The sequence below is a fragment of the Micromonospora sp. DT44 genome (assembly GCF_049841635.1).
Taxonomy (GTDB): Bacteria; Actinomycetota; Actinomycetes; order Mycobacteriales; family Micromonosporaceae; genus Micromonospora.
In genome coordinates this window covers 76,055-94,792 of sequence record NZ_JBNCKS010000003.1, presented here as the reverse complement: position 1 = coordinate 94,792, position 18,738 = coordinate 76,055, and the positions used below count along the sequence as shown (strand labels likewise).

18 protein-coding genes and 2 tRNA genes are annotated in these 18,738 nt (G+C 72.2%); 9 read left to right on the top strand and 11 right to left on the bottom strand.

Annotation, left to right across the window (positions count from 1 at the left end; all coding sequences use genetic code 11):
* The first annotated feature begins 2 nt into the window (after positions 1-2).
* A tRNA-Met gene (locus tag ACLQ25_RS02975) sits at positions 3-76 on the top strand.
* Positions 77-208: 132 nt separating this feature from the next.
* Positions 209-285 (top strand) — tRNA-Met (locus tag ACLQ25_RS02970).
* 110 nt (positions 286-395) lie between these two features.
* On the opposite strand, the gene ACLQ25_RS02965 is transcribed toward ACLQ25_RS02970, so the two are convergent.
* A complete protein-coding gene (locus tag ACLQ25_RS02965) occupies positions 396-4,175 on the bottom strand; it encodes a S8 family serine peptidase (RefSeq protein WP_425728803.1) in 3,780 nt (1,259 codons plus the stop codon).
* Between the two features lie 172 nt (positions 4,176-4,347).
* Between ACLQ25_RS02965 and ACLQ25_RS02960 the strand changes: the two genes are divergently transcribed.
* Positions 4,348-4,599, top strand: a complete 252-nt coding sequence (locus ACLQ25_RS02960) for a hypothetical protein (RefSeq protein WP_355050558.1) — start codon at positions 4,348-4,350, stop codon at positions 4,597-4,599.
* A gap of 53 nt (positions 4,600-4,652) precedes the next feature.
* Here the strand turns inward: ACLQ25_RS02960 and ACLQ25_RS02955 are convergent, their stop codons facing one another.
* On the bottom strand, positions 4,653-5,984 hold the full coding sequence (locus tag ACLQ25_RS02955) for an ABC transporter substrate-binding protein (RefSeq protein WP_425728801.1): 1,332 nt from the start codon (positions 5,982-5,984) through the stop codon (positions 4,653-4,655).
* 148 nt (positions 5,985-6,132) lie between these two features.
* Here ACLQ25_RS02955 and ACLQ25_RS02950 point away from each other — a divergent pair, with 148 nt between their 5' ends.
* Complete coding sequence (locus ACLQ25_RS02950) at positions 6,133-6,966, top strand: phosphoribosylaminoimidazolesuccinocarboxamide synthase (protein WP_425728799.1); 834 nt, start codon at positions 6,133-6,135, stop codon at positions 6,964-6,966.
* A 19-nt stretch (positions 6,967-6,985) separates the two neighbouring features.
* Here the strand turns inward: ACLQ25_RS02950 and ACLQ25_RS02945 are convergent, their stop codons facing one another.
* Together ACLQ25_RS02945 and ACLQ25_RS02940 are read right to left on the bottom strand one after the other, a co-directional pair.
* Positions 6,986-7,882, bottom strand: coding sequence for a hypothetical protein (locus ACLQ25_RS02945; RefSeq protein WP_425728797.1), 897 nt, complete (start codon positions 7,880-7,882; stop codon positions 6,986-6,988).
* A 17-nt stretch (positions 7,883-7,899) separates the two neighbouring features.
* Entirely contained in the window at positions 7,900-8,193 is a 294-nt protein-coding gene (locus ACLQ25_RS02940; RefSeq protein WP_425728795.1) for a hypothetical protein, read from the bottom strand.
* 104 nt (positions 8,194-8,297) lie between these two features.
* Between ACLQ25_RS02940 and ACLQ25_RS02935 the strand changes: the two genes are divergently transcribed.
* Positions 8,298-8,747 carry a hypothetical protein gene (locus ACLQ25_RS02935; protein ID WP_425728793.1) on the top strand — a complete coding sequence of 150 codons (450 nt, stop codon included), beginning with the start codon at positions 8,298-8,300 and terminating at the stop codon, positions 8,745-8,747.
* 22 nt (positions 8,748-8,769) lie between these two features.
* On the opposite strand, the gene ACLQ25_RS02930 is transcribed toward ACLQ25_RS02935, so the two are convergent.
* From ACLQ25_RS02930 to glpK, 3 genes are all read right to left on the bottom strand, one after another.
* Complete coding sequence (locus ACLQ25_RS02930; protein WP_425728791.1) at positions 8,770-9,219, bottom strand: YbaB/EbfC family nucleoid-associated protein; 450 nt, start codon at positions 9,217-9,219, stop codon at positions 8,770-8,772.
* An 89-nt stretch (positions 9,220-9,308) separates the two neighbouring features.
* Entirely contained in the window at positions 9,309-9,731 is a 423-nt protein-coding gene (locus tag ACLQ25_RS02925) for a DUF3592 domain-containing protein (protein ID WP_425728789.1), read from the bottom strand.
* 3 nt (positions 9,732-9,734) lie between these two features.
* Positions 9,735-11,219 carry a glycerol kinase GlpK gene (glpK, locus tag ACLQ25_RS02920; RefSeq protein ID WP_425728787.1) on the bottom strand — a complete coding sequence of 495 codons (1,485 nt, stop codon included), beginning with the start codon at positions 11,217-11,219 and terminating at the stop codon, positions 9,735-9,737.
* Between the two features lie 76 nt (positions 11,220-11,295).
* Between glpK and ACLQ25_RS02915 the strand changes: the two genes are divergently transcribed.
* Positions 11,296-12,234: a ribose-phosphate diphosphokinase gene (locus ACLQ25_RS02915; protein WP_425728785.1), complete on the top strand. Its 939-nt coding sequence runs from the start codon at positions 11,296-11,298 to the stop codon at positions 12,232-12,234.
* A gap of 177 nt (positions 12,235-12,411) precedes the next feature.
* Here ACLQ25_RS02915 and ACLQ25_RS02910 read toward each other — a convergent pair whose 3' ends face one another.
* Positions 12,412-12,852, bottom strand: a complete 441-nt coding sequence (locus tag ACLQ25_RS02910; RefSeq protein WP_425728783.1) for an ATP-binding protein — start codon at positions 12,850-12,852, stop codon at positions 12,412-12,414.
* Positions 12,853-12,972: 120 nt separating this feature from the next.
* Between ACLQ25_RS02910 and macS the strand changes: the two genes are divergently transcribed.
* Positions 12,973-14,097 carry a MacS family sensor histidine kinase gene (gene macS, locus ACLQ25_RS02905; RefSeq protein ID WP_425728781.1) on the top strand — a complete coding sequence of 375 codons (1,125 nt, stop codon included), beginning with the start codon at positions 12,973-12,975 and terminating at the stop codon, positions 14,095-14,097.
* Between the two features lie 14 nt (positions 14,098-14,111).
* Entirely contained in the window at positions 14,112-14,759 is a 648-nt protein-coding gene (locus tag ACLQ25_RS02900) for a response regulator transcription factor (protein WP_357126556.1), read from the top strand.
* 7 nt (positions 14,760-14,766) lie between these two features.
* On the opposite strand, the gene ACLQ25_RS02895 is transcribed toward ACLQ25_RS02900, so the two are convergent.
* Together ACLQ25_RS02895 and ACLQ25_RS02890 are read right to left on the bottom strand one after the other, a co-directional pair.
* Complete coding sequence (locus tag ACLQ25_RS02895; RefSeq protein ID WP_425728779.1) at positions 14,767-15,339, bottom strand: DUF5709 domain-containing protein; 573 nt, start codon at positions 15,337-15,339, stop codon at positions 14,767-14,769.
* 52 nt (positions 15,340-15,391) lie between these two features.
* Positions 15,392-16,390, bottom strand: coding sequence for an SDR family oxidoreductase (locus ACLQ25_RS02890; RefSeq protein ID WP_425728777.1), 999 nt, complete (start codon positions 16,388-16,390; stop codon positions 15,392-15,394).
* Between the two features lie 203 nt (positions 16,391-16,593).
* On the opposite strand from ACLQ25_RS02890, the gene ACLQ25_RS02885 reads away from it, so the two are divergent.
* Entirely contained in the window at positions 16,594-17,793 is a 1,200-nt protein-coding gene (locus tag ACLQ25_RS02885; RefSeq protein ID WP_425728775.1) for a glycosyltransferase, read from the top strand.
* 51 nt (positions 17,794-17,844) lie between these two features.
* On the opposite strand, the gene ACLQ25_RS02880 is transcribed toward ACLQ25_RS02885, so the two are convergent.
* A complete protein-coding gene (locus tag ACLQ25_RS02880; RefSeq protein ID WP_425728957.1) occupies positions 17,845-18,699 on the bottom strand; it encodes a hypothetical protein in 855 nt (284 codons plus the stop codon).
* Positions 18,700-18,738: the final 39 nt, after the last annotated feature.

Here is an 18,738-nt window from a genome sequence, read left to right as displayed (position 1 = left end):
GACGCGGGGTGGAGCAGCTCGGTAGCTCGCTGGGCTCATAACCCAGAGGTCGCAGGTTCAAATCCTGTCCCCGCTACGAGAGAGAAAGCCCGTCTCCGATCTTCCGGAGGCGGGCTTTCGTCATTGGCGCGTCCGCGCTCGCGCGGTTGCCCGGTGGTGACCCCCGCTGATCATCGCCGGGACGAGTGGGTTAAGCTTTAACAGCCGACGCGGGGTGGAGCAGCTCGGTAGCTCGCTGGGCTCATAACCCAGAGGTCGCAGGTTCAAATCCTGTCCCCGCTACCACGAGGTACGACAAGAACCCGGTTCCCTGACAGGGGCCGGGTTCTGTCGTTCCGGTCGACGTCGCCGCCGTCGCGGGCGGGGGCCGGCGCGAACCGGCCCCCGCACACATGTCACCGCAGGCCGAAGGCCCGCATGACAGTCTGGGTGACGCCACCGCCGTTACGCTGCTTGGCGGTGACCCGGATCGACACGTACCCGGCCCGGCCCGGCGCGTTCAGGGCCGCTGTCCAGGCGCCCTTGCGCTCCTTGAGGCTCTGCCGTTGCCAGGTGCGTCCGTCGTCGTACGACACCTCGAGGCCGAGCGAGGAGACGCCGTCCTTCGCGGCCGTGCTGCCCACCACCACCGGGGTGATGGTGAGGTCGTTCCGGCGCGGCGCGCGGCCCGCCAGGTCCACGTCCGTGCCGTAGTCCAACTGGACCAGCGGCATCGCCTGCACGTCCGTGCCAGTGACAGCGGCGGAGAAGAAGGTCCAGTCGGTACGCGTGCTCGACGAGTACGGGCTGAACTCCGGCTTGGTCTCCGTCTCGACGACCAGCCGGTACGGTGACCGCTCCGCCGGCAGATCACCGGCGAACAGCTCCGGCCAGTTCTCGAACTGCACCAGTTGCCGGTCGCCCTGGTAGAACGAGATTCGTTGCAGCATCGCGGCCCCTCCGCTGTGCGCGGATCCCCCGTCGCCGAACCCCTGGGTGTAGGCGCTGATCCCGAACTCGCCTCGGAACGGGATGTCGTACGTCAGCAGGCGCGGCCGCGTGATGGGCCCGAACCAGCGGTCCTTCTGGACGCTGCCCGGCCGGTAGGCGATCTCATCCGTGTACGACCGCCCCCAGTCGAGGACGTCGGCGAACTGCTTCCACCGGACGCCGTCTCCGGCGGAGACCCAGTCGGTACGCGGTCCCGGGGTCACCGGCTGGAAGCGGAACCCGCGAGCGGCCGCCCACTCGTACGGCGGGAAGTCCGTCCGGGTCTCGGCGGCCTGCTGGCCGGGTGGTGGGGCGAACACCAGGTCGATCCGGGCGAGGTGCTTCGGGTCGGTCCTGGGCGACGGGTCGACGGGTACGCCGCCACGGTGGTAGTCGACCAGGTCGTACAGGTACCGCGACGAGGGGTGGGCGGTGACGGTGAGGCGTACCCCCTTGCGGCCGGCGGCGGTGATCTTGCCGATCAGGCTCTCGCCGTCGCCCGCGATCAGTGACGCGACCGGGAGCGGCCCGTTCGTCGTACCGTCGGATTCGCCATACCACTCGCTGGCGCGGCCCTCGCCGTCGTTGACGACCAGGAGCAGCGCCGCGCCGGCGGCCGTCGCCGCCTTGACCCGGTCCGACGGGGACACGGCGTCGTCGCGGCGGACGACGACGGCCCTGCCGCGGGCCGGGACCCCGGCGTAGTCCGCCGTCGCGCCGGTGCCGGCGAGGACGGCTTCCATGCGCGTGGTGCCGTCGGTCAGCGGGCGGGCGCCCGGCTGTGCGAGTGGGTCACCGGTACGACGGCCGTCGTGGCTGATCTCCAGTGGCGTCTGTTCCGCCCGGATCCGGGTGGTGAAGACGAAGCTGCCCTTGCGCACCGCGCCTCTGGTGGGCAGCGCCCACAGACTGTCGTAGGTGGCGCCGGGCCAGAACGTTACGCGCAGGGCGCTCGAGTCGCTGGGCGTCGGCTCGCGCGAGGTGAACGAGCGGTAGACGTCGATGCGGCTGTTGGTGACGGCGGTCGGCTGCGCTGTCGCCACCTTCACCTGACGGGCCGCCGAGGCGTCGAGTACGACGACCCGGTTGGTCGTCAGCTCGACCTCGGGCACGGTCAGCATCGCGAGGCCGAGCGAGCCGTCGCCGTGCAGACCCTCAACGTCGACCGCGCCGACCACGGTGTAGGAGCCGGGGGCCCATCGGCTGACGAGTTGCCCATCCCGTACCCACATGAAGGTGGAGACGCCGTCGGCGCTGACGATCTCGACCTCACCGCTCATCGGCCGGCCGCCGCGGTCCTTCAGGTGGATCGTGAGGTCGTACTTCCTGGACTCCACCGCGATCCCGACGGCCGTGTGCACGACACCGGCCGCGTGGCGGGCGGTGATCCGGGCGGAGTACCGGCCGGCGGTCAGCGCCTTCGGGTCCACCACGACGTCGACCGTCGAGGTGCCCCCCGCCGGCACCGTCACCTGGCCGGCACCGACCGCGAACGTCGTGGCGGGGGCGTCGGCGCCCTCGACGGCGAGCGCCAAGGTGATGGCGCTGCCCGTGGTGTTGGTGTAGGTGATCTTCCGAGTGATCGGCTTCGGCTGCGCACCGGGCGACCACGGGACGAGTCCGGCGTCGACCGATCCGGTCGCGATGATCTGGTCCTGGTGGTAGGCGGCGGCCACGTTCAACCGACCACTGCCGGCCCGGTAGGCGCTGTAGTCGGGCGTGGGCACGCTGGTGCCCATCAGGGCGTCCTTGATCTGGCTGGCGCTCCAGCTGGGGTGCTTCTGCGCCAGCAGGGCGGCGGCTCCGGCGACGTGCGGCGCCGCCATCGACGTGCCGCTGTCCAGACGGTAGAAGCCCTCGCCCCACTCGATGTGCTGCGAGCGTGCCGCCAGCACGTCGACGCCGGGGGCGGTCAGGTCGGGCTTGAGGCCGTCGTCGATCATCCGCGGTCCGGCGCTGGAGAAGTCCGCCAGGTGGTCGGTGGCGTCCACCGCGCCGATGGTCAGCGCGGCGTCCGCGGTCCCGGGCGCGCCCAGGGTGTACGGGTCGGGGCCGCTGTTACCGGCCGAGACGACGAAGAGCGCGCCGGTCTCGGCGGTCAGTTGGTTGACGGACTGGCTCAGCGGGTCGTCCTGGCTGTGCCACGCGCTGACGCCCAGGCTCATGTTGATCACCTTGGCGTGTTCGGTCCGTGCCGCCCACTCCATGCCGGCGATGATCCCGGAGATCGAGCCGCTTCCGAAGTCGTCGAGGACCTTGCCGATCACCAGGTCGGCGTCGGGGGCGACACCCCGCTCCCGACCATCCGACGCGGCGCCCGTTCCGGCGACCGTGGAGGCCGTGTGGGTGCCGTGCCCGTTGCGGTCGATGACGTCCTGGCCGGGGATGAAGCTTCGGGACGCCACGATCCGGTTCACCAGGTCCGGGTGGGTCGTGTCCACGCCGGTGTCCAGCACGGCCACCCGTACGCCGAGGCCCGTCCCGCCGGCGGCCCAGGCCGCCGGCGCGCCGATCTGAGCGGTGGTGTCGGCGAGGGCGGCCTTCGCCCTGCCATCGAGCCACACCTTGTCGATGCCGGCCGTGAAGGAGGGCGTCGCGGCGTCGGCGGCGCGGGCCGTCGACGCCGTCCCACCGGGCTGGCGGCCGCCGATGAGGGCCGACCAGAAGTCGGCGGCCCGCGGGCGGTGGGCGCGGATCGCCTGGCCACGGACCGACGGCAGGTCCAACGTGGTCTCCGCGCCCGGCAGGTCGGTGCGGCTCCGCAGCGACGCCGATCCCGCGGTGCGGATGACGATCAGGGGGAGCGCGGTGGCTCGCGCGTCGTCGAAGCCCTGGGCGACGAGCTGGGTGACGTCGAAGAGCTGCTTGTCGAGGCGACCGGTGGCCAGGTACGGCAACGCCTCGTCCGGATACACGTAGGTGTCGCGGCCCTCGGTGGCGATGCGTACGGCGCCGGTGGCGCCCGGGGCGCGGACGACGTCCACGGTGGGCGTCGTGCCGTCGCGCCCGGGGGTCACCGTTACCCGGTCGCCGGTGACGAGCGTGACCGTCACGGGTGCGGCCGGGGCGTCAGCGGCCCGACCGGGTGGTGTCGGCGGGGGTGGAGACGTCGGAGCGCCGTGGGCCGTCGTCGGGGTGACGAGAGCGGCGACGAGGGTGACGCCTACCGCTGCTGTCGCAGATCTTCGGGTGAGAGAGAGCCGCACGGTGCCTCCTGAGATGACCAGTTGCCGAATCCGATCATCTCGATGGATTGATGTAAAGATCATCTCTTTTACCGAGTGGTTGCGGGCGCATTGCGCGGCCAGCCGTGCCCGGTCCCGTGAATTTGGCGTTTACCGCCGTGCCGAGGTTGCGCCCTTCGGCGAGGATGGGCACATGTCTTCATTCGGCAAGTGGTGGGGCCGGCTCAGCGCGGTCCTCGGTGCGGTCGTCCTGGCGGTCTTCGTGCCGGTCGCGGCCTGGGCGTCCACGGGGACCGGCGAGGTGGTGATGGAGGCCGCGCGGCGGCGCCGGGGCGGCGGCGGCTTCGGCTTCCTCGGTCTGCTCTGCTGCCTCGTGGTGGTGGCGATCATTGTGTTCCTGGTGCTGCGTCTCACGCGTAACCGTCGCGGCGGCCCGCCGCGCTGATCCGTCGCGCGCCCACGGGTCGCGGCGCGGCCCGTCGCGCTGACGATCCGGGCTCAGCCCGCCAGGGCGCCGATGGCCTGGGACAGGAAGCGGGCGGTGGCCTCTCGGGTGCCGTCCCGCTTCACCCGGACCCGCTCGGCGGCGGTGACCAGCAGGGTGCGTACCTTGGCGTGGCCCTTCGGCGGCGGTGACGGCGCCGGCCCGAGCTGGTCGGCCAGGCTCTCGCCGAGAGCGGCGGCGCGCTGCTGAGCCGGGTCGGTGATGCTGCCCTGGGTGTACCGGCGGACGGCGAGACTGGGGTTGAGGCCTCGTTCGTGGCCGAGGACCGTGCCGGCCTCGCCGTTGGTGGTCAAAAAGTTGATCACGTCGGCCACGGTGTCCGGGTGGCGGGTCCCCCGGAACCCGGCCCAGTACATCGACGCGCGTGCCCACTGGGCGCCCGCTGGCCCCGGGAAGCCCACCACGCCCAGCTCGGAGTCGGTGAGTCGTTGCAGCTCCGGCAGTTGGTGGGACCAGGCGAAGGACGCGGCCGTCAACCCGGTGACCACCGGCTGCCGGGACGGCTCCCCGCTGTCGGCCTGCTCGACGAGGGCCGCGCCCGGCGTCGCCCGGCCGGCGCGGGCCCGCTGCCACAGCTCGAACCAGGCAATCAGCTCGTCGGCGCCGAAGCCCAGCTCCCGATCCCGGTAGAACTCGCCGCCCTGGGACCGGAGCCAGAGCCAGAGGGCGCGGTAGTCGCCGGACGCGTCCATCGTGCCGGCCACCTGGCCGTCGCTGGCCTCGGTGACCAGCTGCGCCCACGCGATGTAGTCCGCCCAGGACATCCCGCCGCGCGGTTCGGGCACCTGCAGCTCGCGCAGCAGGTCCCGGTTGAAGACCACTGCCGCGAGTGTCTGCCCGGCCGCGACCCCCGTCGTCCGCCCGTCCACCGTGCCGTACCGGACCAGACCCTCCGGCAGGCCACGCAGGTCCAGTCGGTGATCGGCGATCGGCTCGCTCAGGTCGAGCGTGATCTGGCGTTGGGTGTACTCGGCCAGTATCGAGTCGTCGAGCTGGATCAGGTCCGGGACGTTCCCGCCGGCCGCCTGGGTGGCCAGCCGCTCGTAGTAGCCGTCGGAGCCCTGCCAGGTCACCCGGAAGGTGACTCCCGGGTTGCGCTCGGAGTACAGCCGGAGGGCCTTCTCCGTCAGCTCGGCCCGCTTCGCCCCGCCCCACCAGAAGACCGACAGCTCGACCGGGCCGTTCCCGGTCGAGGTGTCGGCGCCGTCGCTGCACCCGGTCAGTCCACCGGTGGCCAGCAGGGGAGCGCCGAACAGCGCGGTGAGCACCCGGCGTCGGCCCGGGTCGGCGCCAAACCGGTCGATCGGGGGACGAACAGCGGGCACGGGGTCTCCTGGCACCGACGGACGGGGGTCGGACCATTCACGCAGGCGGCGCAGGAGGGTGTCAACGTCCGTCCGGTCACCCCGGTCGGCCCGTGGGCCCAGGGGTGGCCGGACGGACCCGGCGGCGTCACGTGGTGTACTAGGGCACGTGGAACTTCTGCACTCGGGCAAGGTCCGGGACGTGTACGCCGACGGCGACGACCTGATCCTGGTCGCGTCGGATCGCATCTCGATCTACGACGTGCCGTTGCCGACACCGATCCCGGACAAGGGTCGACTGCTCACCGCGCTCTCGCTGTGGTGGTTCGAGCAGCTTTCCGACCTGGTGCCGAACCATGTCATCTCGGCCACCGACGTGCCCGCCGAGTTCGCCGGCCGGGCGATCCGCTGCCAGCGGCTCGACATGGTTCCCGTCGAGTGCGTCGCCCGCGGCTACCTCACCGGCGGCGGCCTGCGCGAGTACGAGCGCACCGGAACGGTCTCCGGCGTACCGCTGCCCCGGGGGCTCGGCGAGGCGTCGATCCTGCCCGAGCCGATCTTCACCCCGTCGAGCAAGGCGCCGGCCGGCGAGCACGACGAGCCGATCAGTTACGACGACGTGGTGGCCAAGGTGGGCCAGGAGACCGCCGAGCGGCTGCGGCAGATCACCCTCGACATCTACCGGCGCGGGGCCGAACTGGCCGCCGACCGGGGCATCCTGATCGCCGACACCAAGATCGAACTGGGCTGGGCGTCGGACGGCACCCTGGTCCTCGCCGACGAGCTGCTGACCTCCGACTCGTCGCGGTTCTGGCCCGCCGAGTCGTACCAGCCGGGCCGTGTGCAGTTCTCCTACGACAAGCAGTACGTGCGGGACTGGGCCACCGGTAGCGGCTGGAACAAGCTGCCGCCCGCGCCGGACGTACCCGCCGAGGTCGTCGAGGCGACCCGGGCCCGCTACGTCGAGGTCTACGAGAAGCTCACCGGCAACCGCTGGGAGTGACCGCCCCGGCCTGGGGGCCTCAGTGGTTCCAGGCGTCGTTTCCGAACAACCGCGACCACAGGTTGTCGACCACACCCGAGGTGCCGTAGACGGTGTCCCCGTCGCCGTCCGTGCCGGCCGGCGCGACCTGGGTGCCGCCTCCGTACATCAGGTAGCCGGGCCCGGTCGGGGGACTGACCGCGTGTCGGGCGCCGCTGTGGATGCCGTACCCCACGAAGTCGCGCTCCCACTTCGACAGGAACCCGGCGGCCACGTTGTCGAGCCCGTCGACGGTGGCCTGGACCAGATCCTTGAGCACTCCGACGTCGCCGCTGCCCAGGTGGGTGCCGACGTCGAACGAGGCGGCGCCCGCGATGGCCGCCGCACCGCCGGTGGCGACCGCCTCGGCCATCGTCTCGATCCCCTTGAGGAAGCTGAGCGCCGAGGCGGCGAACGAGTTCGCCGTCGCCATCGCGGACGCCGCAGCCGGTGCGCCGACGACGGTCGCCCCGGCCGCCGCGATGAAGGCGGCGAGCACCGCCAGGATGGAGGACACCACCGCGTACGCCACGACGAGGGCGAGCAGGACCCCGCCGACGCAGAGCATGGTGACGCCCACGGTGACCGCCAGCACCTGGGTGCCGACGACCTGGACGCCGTACGCGTTGATGTGCGCCCCGAACGCGTCGCGGTCCTTGCCGCTCCACTGGGCCGGGGTCAGGGTCGCGAGGGCGTCGTCGAGGTTGCCGTGGGCGGTGCCGAGCTGGTCGTACATGGCCAGCCAGTCGCCGCCCCTGCGCATGATCGCCTCGGGGTCGCACTGGTTGAAATAGACGATCTGGGCGATGGGCCAGGCAGCGGGGATGACCGAGACGGCCAGGCTGATCTCCGCCATCGCGATCTTCGCGGCGGCCGCGGGGTAGGTAGGGTCTGCCATGTCGGTCTCCGACGGTCTCAGCGGGGAGCGATGGTGCTGGCGGTCTCCGCGGCCTCCCAGTTGTCCGCCGTGCGGGCCAACCGGGACCGGACCTCGGCGAGGTGCTCGCGCTTGGTGCGCAGCTGCTCCTCGACGAACTCGATCGCGCCCACGTAGGCGACCGCGAGCTGTGGCACCACCGAGGTGAAGTTGCTGTGTTCGATGAGGCGGGCGGACGTCAGCAGCTCGGCGCAGGCGTCGAGGGGCGGCCCGACCTGACGTTCGATCGTCTCGCCCAGCGCGCGGATCGCCGGCGGGTCAACCTCGATCATCGACTCTCCCCGTGTACGTGATCGATGTCCATGGTGCCGGAGCGCGGACAGCCTAACAGGATCATGGATGGGCGTGAGTGCCCGTCGCTGGTAGCCTGCGACCCATGGCAGCCGGACGGTCCGCGTCGACGCCCCCCGAGGACTACCTGACCCGGATGGCCCGCCGTCCGCGCTGGCAGCGGGTTATGGTGCCGATCCTCATGGTCCTGGTCCTCCTGGTGCTGCCCATCGGTCTCGGCCGCAACCTGATCGGCGCCGAGCGGGTGAGCATCCAGGTCGACTTCTGTGACAACGGTGGTCCCAAGGGGACCCAGCGGTGCCGGGGCACCTGGAACATGTCCGACGGGAGGGTGGTCAGCGGCCCGGTGGGCGGCGGCTCGCTGCACACCGGCGACCGGGTCGACGGCTGGGCCAACAGCGACCGGGCCACCGCCAGCCTGATGGCCTGGCTCATCGCCCCGCTGATGGTGGGCGCGGTCCTGTTGGCGGTGACGGTGGCGCTCGCCGTCGTCTTTCTGCGGGCGGGCGTGCAGCGGGTGCGGCGCGGCCGCTGACCCGCTCCCGGGCCAGCGCCCGTCAGACCCCCAGCTGGCGCCGCAGCCGCTCCAGCATCTCCGTGCTCTCCCGGAGCGGCCCGCTGACCATGTCGTTGAGCTGCGCCAGCTTCGCCTGCGCCGCCGCCGGGTCGTGGAGCACCGCTGCGGGGCCAGCCGGACCACCCAACTCCCGCATCACCTCGGCGGTAGCCCGCGCCAGGTCGGCCCGCGCCCCACGCAGGAGCCCCGCGACCAGTTCCGACAACTCGGCGGCGGGCAGGCGCAGGGCCCGTGGGTCGATGTGGAGTTCCCGGGCCGGGTCGTCGGCGGTGCAGGTGACCCGGACCAACCCGTTCTCGCTCTCCGCGTGACCGGTCAACCCGGTCAACCGTTCGCGCAGCTCCTCGCCGCGGCCCAACTGCTCGCGCATCCGCGCCGCCAGTTGCGCCATCACGTCCGGGTTCGGTGTGCCGCCGATCGGCCCGCTCATCGTGTCCCTCCCGCTGTCGTCGATGTGACCGGCCGACGGTACCCACCGGGGCCCACCGCTGTGGGGACCGGGCCACTGTGGAGCGTGGATCAGCTCCAGCTCAGGTAGATCCCGACGCCGACCAGCAGCACGATCACGCTGACGGTGAGCAGCGAGACGAACGGGACCAGCACCGAGGACCTTCCTACGATGCTCGGCGACTCGACGAGGATCCGGTTCGGACGCTCGGGTTCGTACACCACGGTGACCGGTCCGGGCGCGGCCGAGAGTGGGGTCTGCCGGAAGCGTCCCGGCGTCGCGGCGACCTCGGCCCCGTCGGCCAGTCGGTACCGCACCACGGGGTAGTACGTTCGGGGACCGTTCCCCCGGGTGACCGGACGCAGTTCCACCACCTCACCCGGCGTCCGTACGCCCCGGCGCAGCAGGCCGAGGTCGCGCCGGAACCGGACGAGGGCGTACGCGACTCCGGCCAGGCCAAGGCCTGCCAGGATCGTCAGGACGACCTGCGGCATGACTCACTCCTCCCAGTCGAGCGTGCGCTGGACGGCCTTGCGCCACTGACGCAACTCCCGCTCGCGCAGCTCCGGAGCCATCGTCGACTCCCACTGCGCATCGGAGCGCCACTGCGCGCGCAGGGTGGCGAGATCGGGCCAGAAGCCCACCGCCAGCCCGGCGGCGTACGCGGCGCCCAGGCAGGTGGTCTCGGTGATCCGGGAGCGGACCACCGGGACGTCGAGCACGTCGGCGAGGAACTGCATGAGCAACGCGTTGGCGGTCATCCCGCCGTCCACCCGGAGCCGGCGCAGCGCCACGTCGGAGTCGGCGTCCATCGCGTCGACCACCTCCCGGGTCTGCCACGCCGACGCCTCCAGCGCCGCCCGGGCCAGGTGTCCCTTGGTGATGTAGCCGGTCAGGCCGGCGATCACTCCGCGCGCGTCGCTGCGCCAGTGCGGGGCGAAGAGACCCGAGAACGCCGGCACGACGTAGCAGCCGCCGTTGTCGTCCACGGTGCGGGCCAGGTCCTCCACCTCGGCCGCGGAGGAGATCAGCCCGAGGTTGTCCCGCAGCCACTGCACCAGCGAACCGGTGACCGCGATGGCGCCCTCCAGGGCGTACGCCGGTGGTTGGTCCTTGATCCGGTAGGCGACCGTGGTGAGCAGGCCGTGCGTGGACGGCACCGGGGTGGCGCCCGTGTTGAGCAGGAGGAAGCTGCCGGTGCCGTAGGTGCACTTGGCCTCGCCGGGCTGGAAGCAGGTCTGCCCGAACAGGGCGGCCTGCTGGTCGCCGAGCGCGCTGGCCACCGGCACCCCGGCGAGCACGCCGGTGGCCGTCCCGTACACCTCGGCGGAGCAGCGGATCTCGGGCAGCATCGCGGCCGGCACACCCACCGCGTCCAGCAGTTCCGGAGCCCAGTCGAGGGTGGTGAGGTCCATCAGCAGGGTCCGGCTGGCGTTGGTCACGTCGGTGACGTGCTCGCCGGTGAGCTTCCAGATCAGCCAACTGTCCATCGTGCCGAACAGCACCTCGCCGCGCTCGGCGCGCTCGCGTAGACCGTCGACCTCGTCGAGCAGCCATCGCAGTTTCGGGCCGGCGAAGTAGGTGGCCAGGGGAAGACCCGTACGGGCCCGGAACCAGTCCTCGCCGTACGCCGAGGCGAGCTCGCGTAGCAGCGGGCCGGTGCGGGTGTCCTGCCAGACCACGGCGTTGGCTATCGGCCGACCGGTGGCCCGGTCCCAGACGACGGTGGTCTCCCGCTGGTTGGTGATGCCCACGGCGGCGAGCCCCGACGGATCGACGCCGGCGGACCGCAGCGCCTCGGCCACCACCCGCTGGACGTTGTCCCAGATCTCTTCGGCGTCGTGCTCCACCCACCCGGGACGGGGAAAGATCTGCCGGTGCTCGCGTTGGGCCGCGGCGACGACCTCCCCGGCTTCGTCGAACACGATGCACCTCGAGGAGGTGGTGCCCTGGTCGATGGCGGCGACGTACTGGGGGGTCACGGCAGCACCGTACCCGCAGTGGCGGCGTGGTGCGACACGCGTCACGTCGGCCCCGCGTCGCCTACGATGTGCGAACGTGCGCGACATCGCCGTTTTCAGTGGAACTGCCCACCCCGACCTCGCCGCCGAGATCTGCGCCCACCTGGGGGTGCCGCTGCATCCGGTACGGGTCTCCCGGTTCGCCAACGACTGTCTCGAGGTGCAGTTGCAGGCCAACTGCCGGGAGCGGGACGTCTTCCTGATCCAGCCGCTGGTGCCACCCGTGCAGGAGAATCTGGTCGAGTTGCTGCTGATGATCGACGCGGCGCGGGGCGCGTCCGCCGGCCGGATCACGGTGGTGCTTCCGCACTACGCGTACGCCCGCTCGGACAAGAAGGACGCGCCACGGATCTCGATCGGCGCCCGGCTCGTCGCCGACCTGCTGACCTCGGCGGGAGCGGACCGGGTGCTGGCGCTGACCCTGCACTCGCCGCAGGTGCACGGCTTCTTCAGCGTCCCCGTCGACCACCTGCACGCGCTGCGGGAGCTGGCCACGCACTTCCGGCGGTACGACCTGAGCAACACCGTGGTGGTCTCGCCCGACCTGGGCAACGCCAAGGAGGCCGCCGCCTTCGCCCGGCTGCTCGGCACGCCCGTCGCGGCCGGCGCGAAGCAGCGGTTCAGCGACGACCTGGTCAAGATCAGCGCGGTGATCGGTGAGGTCGCCGACCGGGACGTCATCGTGCTGGACGACGAGATCGCCAAGGGCAGCACCGTGATCGAGCTGATGGAGCACCTGCGCGACCTGAAGGTCCGCTCGATCCGGCTGGCCTGTACGCACGGCCTGTTCTCCGGCGACGCGCTGCGCCGGCTCAGCGACCAGGACGGCGTGTTGGAGATCGTCTGCACCAACAGCGTCCCCATCGCGGCCGAGAAGCGGGTGGAGAAACTCCAGGTCCTCTCGGTCGCCCCGGCCCTGGCTGAGGCGATGCGCCGGATCCACAACGGCGAGTCGGTCTCCGCCCTCTTCGGCTAACCCCACCACCCAATCCCACGCGGAGTGGTCGCCGCCCGACCTCGTCGATCATGGAGTTGTGGTGCCTGTTATGGGGATCGACGGGCGCTTTGTGGCCCACCAGAAGTCCATGATCGACGGGGCGGGGCGGGGCGGGGCGGGGGTGGGGTGGGGTGGGGGAGCGGCGGGGTGGGTGGGTCAGGTTGGGCGGAGGGTGGCGGTGATTCGGACGGTGGTGCCGGCTGAGCTGGTGGCGATCTCCATCGCGTCGGTCAGCTCGCGGGCCAGCCAGAGGCCCCACCCGCCGGCGGTGTCCGGGGCGGGACGGCTCCGGTCACCCAGCCGCTGCGGGGCGATGCCGTGCCCGTGGTCCGCCACCTCGCAGAGCAGCTCGCCGGGCTCCTGCCAGAGCCGAAGCCACCCGCGCCCGCCGCCGTGCCGCACCGCGTTGGTGATCAGTTCGTTGACGGCGAGCACGAAGTCGTCCAGCCGCTGGCCGTCGAGGCCGCAGGCGTGCGCGCAGGAGGTGACCGAGTGTCGAATCTCGGTCACCTGGGCCTGGTCGAAGGCCTCGGCGATCAGGAGGGCGGGTTCGATGGGCACAACCGTACGCGGTGCGTGCGGGTCTGCATTCGTCATGGCCCTGTCCCGGCGGCGGATCTCGGAATAATTCGCGGCTTTTCAACCGTACGTCAGGGTTTCCCGGACCGCACCACGTGGCCCCCGCGTCACCGACCCGACTGTGGCATCCTGACCGCCATGCCGTCGCCGCCGGGTGGTTTCGAGGTGCCGCTCTGGCGGGCGCTCACCGTCTTCCGGCTGGCCTCCCTCGCGTACGTCGGCGTGCTCGCGGTACGCGACGCCGACCGGTACGCCCACCCGATCATCGTCGGCGCCCTGGTGCTGGTGATGGTCATCTGGACCGGGGTGGCCGCCGTCGCGTACGCCCGACCGGCCTGGCGTCGCTGGCCACTGCTGCTGGTCGACCTCGGCCTGGTGATCGCCATCTTGCTGTCCAGCCCGTGGGTGGTGGGGCGGCAGGCGCTCGGGCACGGCGTACCCACGCTCGGGGTGGCCTGGATGGCCGGCCCGGTGCTGGCCTGGGCCGTCTCCGGCGGCCGGCGGCGCGGCACGGTGGCCGCGCTGCTGGTGGCCGGCGCGGACCTGGCCACCCGGGAGCGGATCGGCCAGTCCTCCTTCACCGGGGTGATCCTGCTGCTGCTCGCCGGGGTGGTGGTCGGGCACGTCGCCCGGCTCGCCGTGCGCGCCGAGGAACGCCTGCAGCACGCGGTGGAGCTGGAGGCGGCCACCCGGGAACGGGAGCGGTTGGCCCGCGGCATCCACGACTCGGTCCTGCAGGTGCTGGCGTTGGTGCAGCGGCGCGGCGCGCACCTGCCCGGTGAGGCCGGGGAGTTGGCCCGGCTCGCCGGTGAGCAGGAGGCCGCGCTGCGCGCTCTGATCGCCGGCACCACGCCCGCCGGAATCACCGGGGCGGACGCGGTTGACCTACGGGACCTGCTCGGCCGGTACGCCTCGACGGCGGTGTCGCTCTCGGCGCCCGCCACCCCGGTGACCCTGCCCCGGCAGGTGGCCGGCGAGTTGGCGGCCGCCACCGGCGCGGCCCTGGACAATGTCGGCCGCCACGCCGGGGGACGGGCCTGGGTGCTGGTCGAGGACGAGGGGGAGACCGTGACCGTGTCGATCCGCGACGAGGGGCCGGGCATCGAAGAGGGCCGACTGGCCGAGGCCGCCGCGCAGGGGCGGCTCGGTGTCACCCAGTCGATCCGCGGCCGGGTGACCGACCTGGGCGGGACGGTCCGGGTCATGTCGAGCCCCGACGCCGGCACCGAGATCGAGCTGACCGTGCCGAGGACGCGGCCGTGAACGCCGTTCGGGTGATGGTGGTCGACGACCATCCGATGTGGCGTGAGGGCGTGGCCCGGGACCTGGCGGAGGCCGGCTTCCTGGTCGTGGCGACCAGCGGCGAGGGGCGGCAGGCGATCCGGATCGGCGCCGCCGCCCGACCCGACGTGGTCGTGCTCGACCTGCAACTACCCGACATCTCCGGGGTCGAGGTCGTCGTCGGGCTGCGCGCCGCCCTGCCCGCCGTGCGGGTGCTCATGCTCAGTGCCAGTGGCGAGGAGCAGAGCGTGCTCGACGCGGTCAAGGCGGGCGCCACCGGCTACCTGGTGAAGTCGACGGCGCCCGGCGAGTTCCTCGACGCGGTACGTCGCACCGCCAACGGCGACCCGGTCTTCACGCCCGGCCTGGCGGGGCTGGTGCTGGGGGAGTACCGCCGGTTGGCCGCCGGGCCGGAGGCCGGCACGGCCGACGACGGTGAGCCGGGTACGCCCCGGCTCACCGCCCGGGAGACGGAGGTGCTGCGTCTGGTGGCGAAGGGGATGTCGTACAAGCAGATCGCCGAGCGGCTCGGCCTGTCCCACCGTACGGTCCAGAACCACGTGCAGAACACGCTGGGCAAGCTGCACCTGCACAACCGTGTCGAGTTGACCCGCTACGCCATCGAGCGTGGGCTGGACGACTGACCACCCCTCAGACCGAGCGCGGCGGCTCGGTCTCGTGGATGGCCAGCTCTTCGGCGGTAGCCCCGCCACCGGCCGAGCCCGCGTCGTACGCCACGGAGTCGGTCTCCTGGTCGGTGTGCGCCCCCTCGTCCGGTTCCACCAGCCGGCCCACGGTGGCGTCGGCGACGGTGCCGAGTTGACCGTGGTCGTAGAGGGAGACCGGCGAGTTGGGGTCCGAGGTGGGACCCGGGTTCATCACGTCGGCGTCGAGCTGGGCCTCCGCCGCGGCGGCCTCGTTCTCCGCCTCGAAGGCGATCTTCGGGTCGACCGGCCCGGCGAGCGGGTCGTCCACCGGGCGTTCGTACACCTCCCGGTCGAGCTTGTAGTCCAACGACTCCCCGTCCAGCTGCTCCTCGGCGGTCGTGCCGAAGCGGTCCACCGCCACCGGCGTGCGGTCGCCGGGGATCTGGGCGGGCTCCGGACCGTCCGCCTCACGCCCGGTCAGGACGTCGTCGTAGGCGGTCGAGTCGTCGTCGGCGGTGTCGGGCAGACCCTCCGCCTCGGTGTCGGACACGGGGGTCGGGAACTCGTTGTCGCGCATGTCTGATCACTACCCGCTGCCCTCCCGCCGTAACCGGGGGCAGGGCCCGTCATCAGCGGACCGACCGGGAGCGGCGGTTGATCGCGGCCATCGTGCCGACGGCGGTGCCCGCCGCGGCGAGACCGAACGCCGCCGTCATCCGCACCAACTGACGCCGTCGGCCGTGCCAACCGCCGTCGCGGCTGGCCTGCCCGTCGGCGTGGAAAATGTTGCCCGTGCTGTCCAGCCGGGCGCCCGGGCCGAACTGGGTGCGGTGGGTGTACCAGCCGAGGGTCCGCTCGACCAACGCCGGCGCCAGCCGCCACTGGAGGCCGAGCAGCCGGGCGGCCCCACCGGCGTACGCCTCCCGGCGCGGCCGGCGCAGCAACCGCACGATCGTCTGAGCGACCACCTCGGGCGGGTAGACCGGCGGGGGTGGCACCAGCTCCCGACCGCTGTGGTTGGCCGCGTGCCGGAAGAACGGGGTGTCGATGGTGGCCGGCAGCACGGTGCAGACGGATATCTGCCCCCGACCGGTGACCCGCAGTTCCTGCCGGACGGTGTCGGCCAGGCCGCGGATGCCGTGTTTGGCGGCGTTGTACGCCGACTGGTACGGCATCGCCACCTCGGCCAGCACCGAGGCGTTGTTGACCAGCACGCCCCCGCCGGCCGCTTCCAGGTGCGGCAGCGCGGCCTTGATGCCGTGCACCGTGCCCAGCAGGTTGACCTCCAGCACCCGCCGGAACTCGGCGACCGGGATCTCGTCGAACAGGCCCACCGCGCTCACTGCGGCGTTGTTCACCCAGGCGTCGATCCGTCCGAATTCGACCACCGCCCGCTCGGCGAGGCGCTGCACGGAGTCGAGGTCGGTCACGTCGGTGGGTACGGCCAGCGCGCGGCCACCCAGTTGCCGGCAGCGCTGCGCGACCTGCTGTAGCGCCTGCTCGCTGCGGGCGGCGAGGACCACGGCGGCGCCACGCCGCGCCAACGCGTACGCGGTGGCTGTGCCGATCCCGCTGGACGCGCCGGTGATCACCACGGTCGAGTCGTCGAGGCTCCGGGTCAGCGGCATCTCCCAGCGGTACCCCGGGTCGGGGCCGGTCATACCACCGGCCGGCGAGGTTCCGATTCGGGGCCGCTGTGATTGCCGTGGCGCAAGTGTCGGTGGCACTCGCGGTGACTGTTCCCGATCTGCCAGGTTTCGACTCGGGGCCCGCAGGTTAATGGGACGCTCTGACCGGGACCGCCGAGGAAGAGATCGCAGGGAGGTGACCCATGCGCGTCGGCCTCGTCTGCGCGCACAGCAGTTCGTACCGGCACGCCGACGGCCCGCCGGTCGGCACCCGACAACATATCGAGCGGGTCGCCGCTGAGTTGGCTGGTAGAGGCCATGATGTCCGTGTCTACGAGCGCCGGGACGACCCGGAGCTGCCGGCGACGGTGGACGTCGACGGATACCGGGTGCACCTGGTGCCCGTCGGTCCGCCGACCGCCCTGCCCACGGCCGGACTCGTCCCGCACGTCACCGAGTTCGGGCGCTGGCTGACCGACGAGTGGGGCGGCGCGTGGCGTCCCGAGGTGGTGCACGGGCACTACTGGATCGGTGGGCTGGCTGCCGCGCACGCCGTTCGGGAGACCGACATCCCGGTCGTACAGACCTTCCACTCGCTCGGTGTGGAGCAGCTGCGCCACCTCGGCGGCGGGTACGACGGCCCGGGGGAGCGCATCCCGCTGGAACGGGCGCTGACCCGGGCGGTGGACATCGCCGTGGCCCAGTCCAACGACGAGGTCGACGAGTTGACCCGGATGGGCCTGCAACGGACATCCGTGGCAATGGTGCCGGCCGGGGTGGACACCGCGCAGTTCCACCCGGACGGCGAGGCGGCTCCGCGCGAACAGCGGTCCCGGATCCTCTCCGTCGGCGGGCTGTCCCCGGGGCACGGCCAGGACGACCTGATCCGGGCGATGCGGCTGGTTGGCGACGCCGAGTTGGTGATCGCCGGTGGCCCACCGGCCGACCAACTGTCCCACCACACCGAGGCACGCCGCCTGCGCGAACTGGCCGAGCGCGCCGGGGTCGCCGAGCAGGTACGCCTCGTCGGAGCGGTACCGCACGACCAGATGGCGACCTGGTACCGCTCGGCCGACGTGGTGGCCTGCACTCCGCACTACTCGTCGGCCGGACGCGTCTCCCTGGAGGCGATGGCGTGCGGGGTACCGGTTGTCGGCTACGCGATGGGCGGCCTGGCGGACGCCGTCGTCGACGAGGTCACCGGCCGCCTCGTGCCACCCGGTGACGTCCGGACGCTGGGGCTGTCCCTGCGCCGGCTGCTCGCCGACAACGCCGGCCGGTTCGCGTACGGTCACGCCGCCGTGGACCGGGTCCGCAGCAGCTACACCTGGGAACGGACCGCCGCCGCGCTGGAACGCCTCTACGAGCGGGTGGCGAGCCGCCGCAAGCCCGTCGAGGCCTGAAAGACGGCAGAGCCCACGCCGCGTCCGCGTGACGCGGCGTGGGCTTTCGTCTCAGGCGGCTCGGCCGGCGCCGACCATGTCCCGGTCACTGTGGCGTGCCAGCGCGCGGTGCTGCTGCGGCTGGGCGTACCGGGTCAGGCCGATCACGGCGGCCAGGGTGACCAGGAAACCGACGGCGGCCAGCCACTCGCGCCCCGGCCAGATCTTGTCGTTGAGCAGCAGCAGGCCGACGATCGCCGCGGGCACCGCTCCGGCGGCGTCCATGGCGGCGACCGCGGCGGTCGTCGAACCGCGCTGCATGGCCAGGCCGAGCAGCAGTTGGCCGACGATCGAGTGGCCGATCAGCAGGTAGAACAGCGGGTCGGCGAGGAACGCCTCGGCCGACGACGCGGAGGCCAGGGGCCGGGCCGCGACCGCGGCCGAGGAGAACGCCAGACCGGCCAGCGAGCCCAGCGCCACCGAACCGGGGGCACCGCGCAGTCGGACGGCGAAGAAGCCGAGCACCGCGATGACCCCGAGCGCCACCAGCAGGGCTATCGAGCCGGCGGTGCCGAGCTGCTTCGACGGCGCCGGCCGCGCGGCCAGCACCAGCGCGGTGATCCCGGCGAACAGCAGGGCCAGCAGGGCCACCTCCGCCATCGGCAACCGCCACTTCAACACCAGCACACCGATGATCGCGGTCACCCCGAGCCCGGCCGCCACGCTCGCCTGCACCAGGAACAGGGGCAGATCGCGCCGGGCCAGGAAGGCGAGCACGAAACCGCCGATCTGGCAGGTCAGCCCGATCAGGTACGTCCGGTGCCCGGCAAGTCTCAGCAGCAGACCCGGATCGAAGGTGTGGTGCACGGTGGTGCGCGCCGCAGCCACCGACTGGAGAAGGTTGGCGAAGCCGTACGCGACGATCATCGCCGCGAGGAAGCACCAGCCGGAGGAGACCACCTGGCG

Bases quoted from the DNA above. Each gene is read 5' to 3' on its own strand.
- ACLQ25_RS02880 (WP_425728957.1), bottom strand. From the start codon at position 18,699: ATGATCGTCGCGTACGGCTTCGCCAACCTTCTCCAGTCGGTGGCTGCG.
- ACLQ25_RS02945 (WP_425728797.1), bottom strand. From the start codon at position 7,882: ATGGCAGACCCTACCTACCCCGCGGCCGCCGCGAAGATCGCGATGGCG.
- ACLQ25_RS02910 (WP_425728783.1), bottom strand. From the start codon at position 12,852: ATGACGAATGCAGACCCGCACGCACCGCGTACGGTTGTGCCCATCGAA.
- ACLQ25_RS02900 (WP_357126556.1), top strand. From the start codon at position 14,112: ATGGTGGTCGACGACCATCCGATGTGGCGTGAGGGCGTGGCCCGGGAC.
- ACLQ25_RS02925 (WP_425728789.1), bottom strand. From the start codon at position 9,731: ATGCCGCAGGTCGTCCTGACGATCCTGGCAGGCCTTGGCCTGGCCGGA.
- ACLQ25_RS02895 (WP_425728779.1), bottom strand. From the start codon at position 15,339: ATGCGCGACAACGAGTTCCCGACCCCCGTGTCCGACACCGAGGCGGAG.
- ACLQ25_RS02935 (WP_425728793.1), top strand. From the start codon at position 8,298: ATGGCAGCCGGACGGTCCGCGTCGACGCCCCCCGAGGACTACCTGACC.
- ACLQ25_RS02890 (WP_425728777.1), bottom strand. From the start codon at position 16,390: ATGCCGCTGACCCGGAGCCTCGACGACTCGACCGTGGTGATCACCGGC.
- ACLQ25_RS02960 (WP_355050558.1), top strand. From the start codon at position 4,348: ATGTCTTCATTCGGCAAGTGGTGGGGCCGGCTCAGCGCGGTCCTCGGT.
- ACLQ25_RS02940 (WP_425728795.1), bottom strand. From the start codon at position 8,193: ATGATCGAGGTTGACCCGCCGGCGATCCGCGCGCTGGGCGAGACGATC.
- macS (WP_425728781.1), top strand. From the start codon at position 12,973: ATGCCGTCGCCGCCGGGTGGTTTCGAGGTGCCGCTCTGGCGGGCGCTC.
- ACLQ25_RS02885 (WP_425728775.1), top strand. From the start codon at position 16,594: ATGCGCGTCGGCCTCGTCTGCGCGCACAGCAGTTCGTACCGGCACGCC.
- ACLQ25_RS02930 (WP_425728791.1), bottom strand. From the start codon at position 9,219: ATGAGCGGGCCGATCGGCGGCACACCGAACCCGGACGTGATGGCGCAA.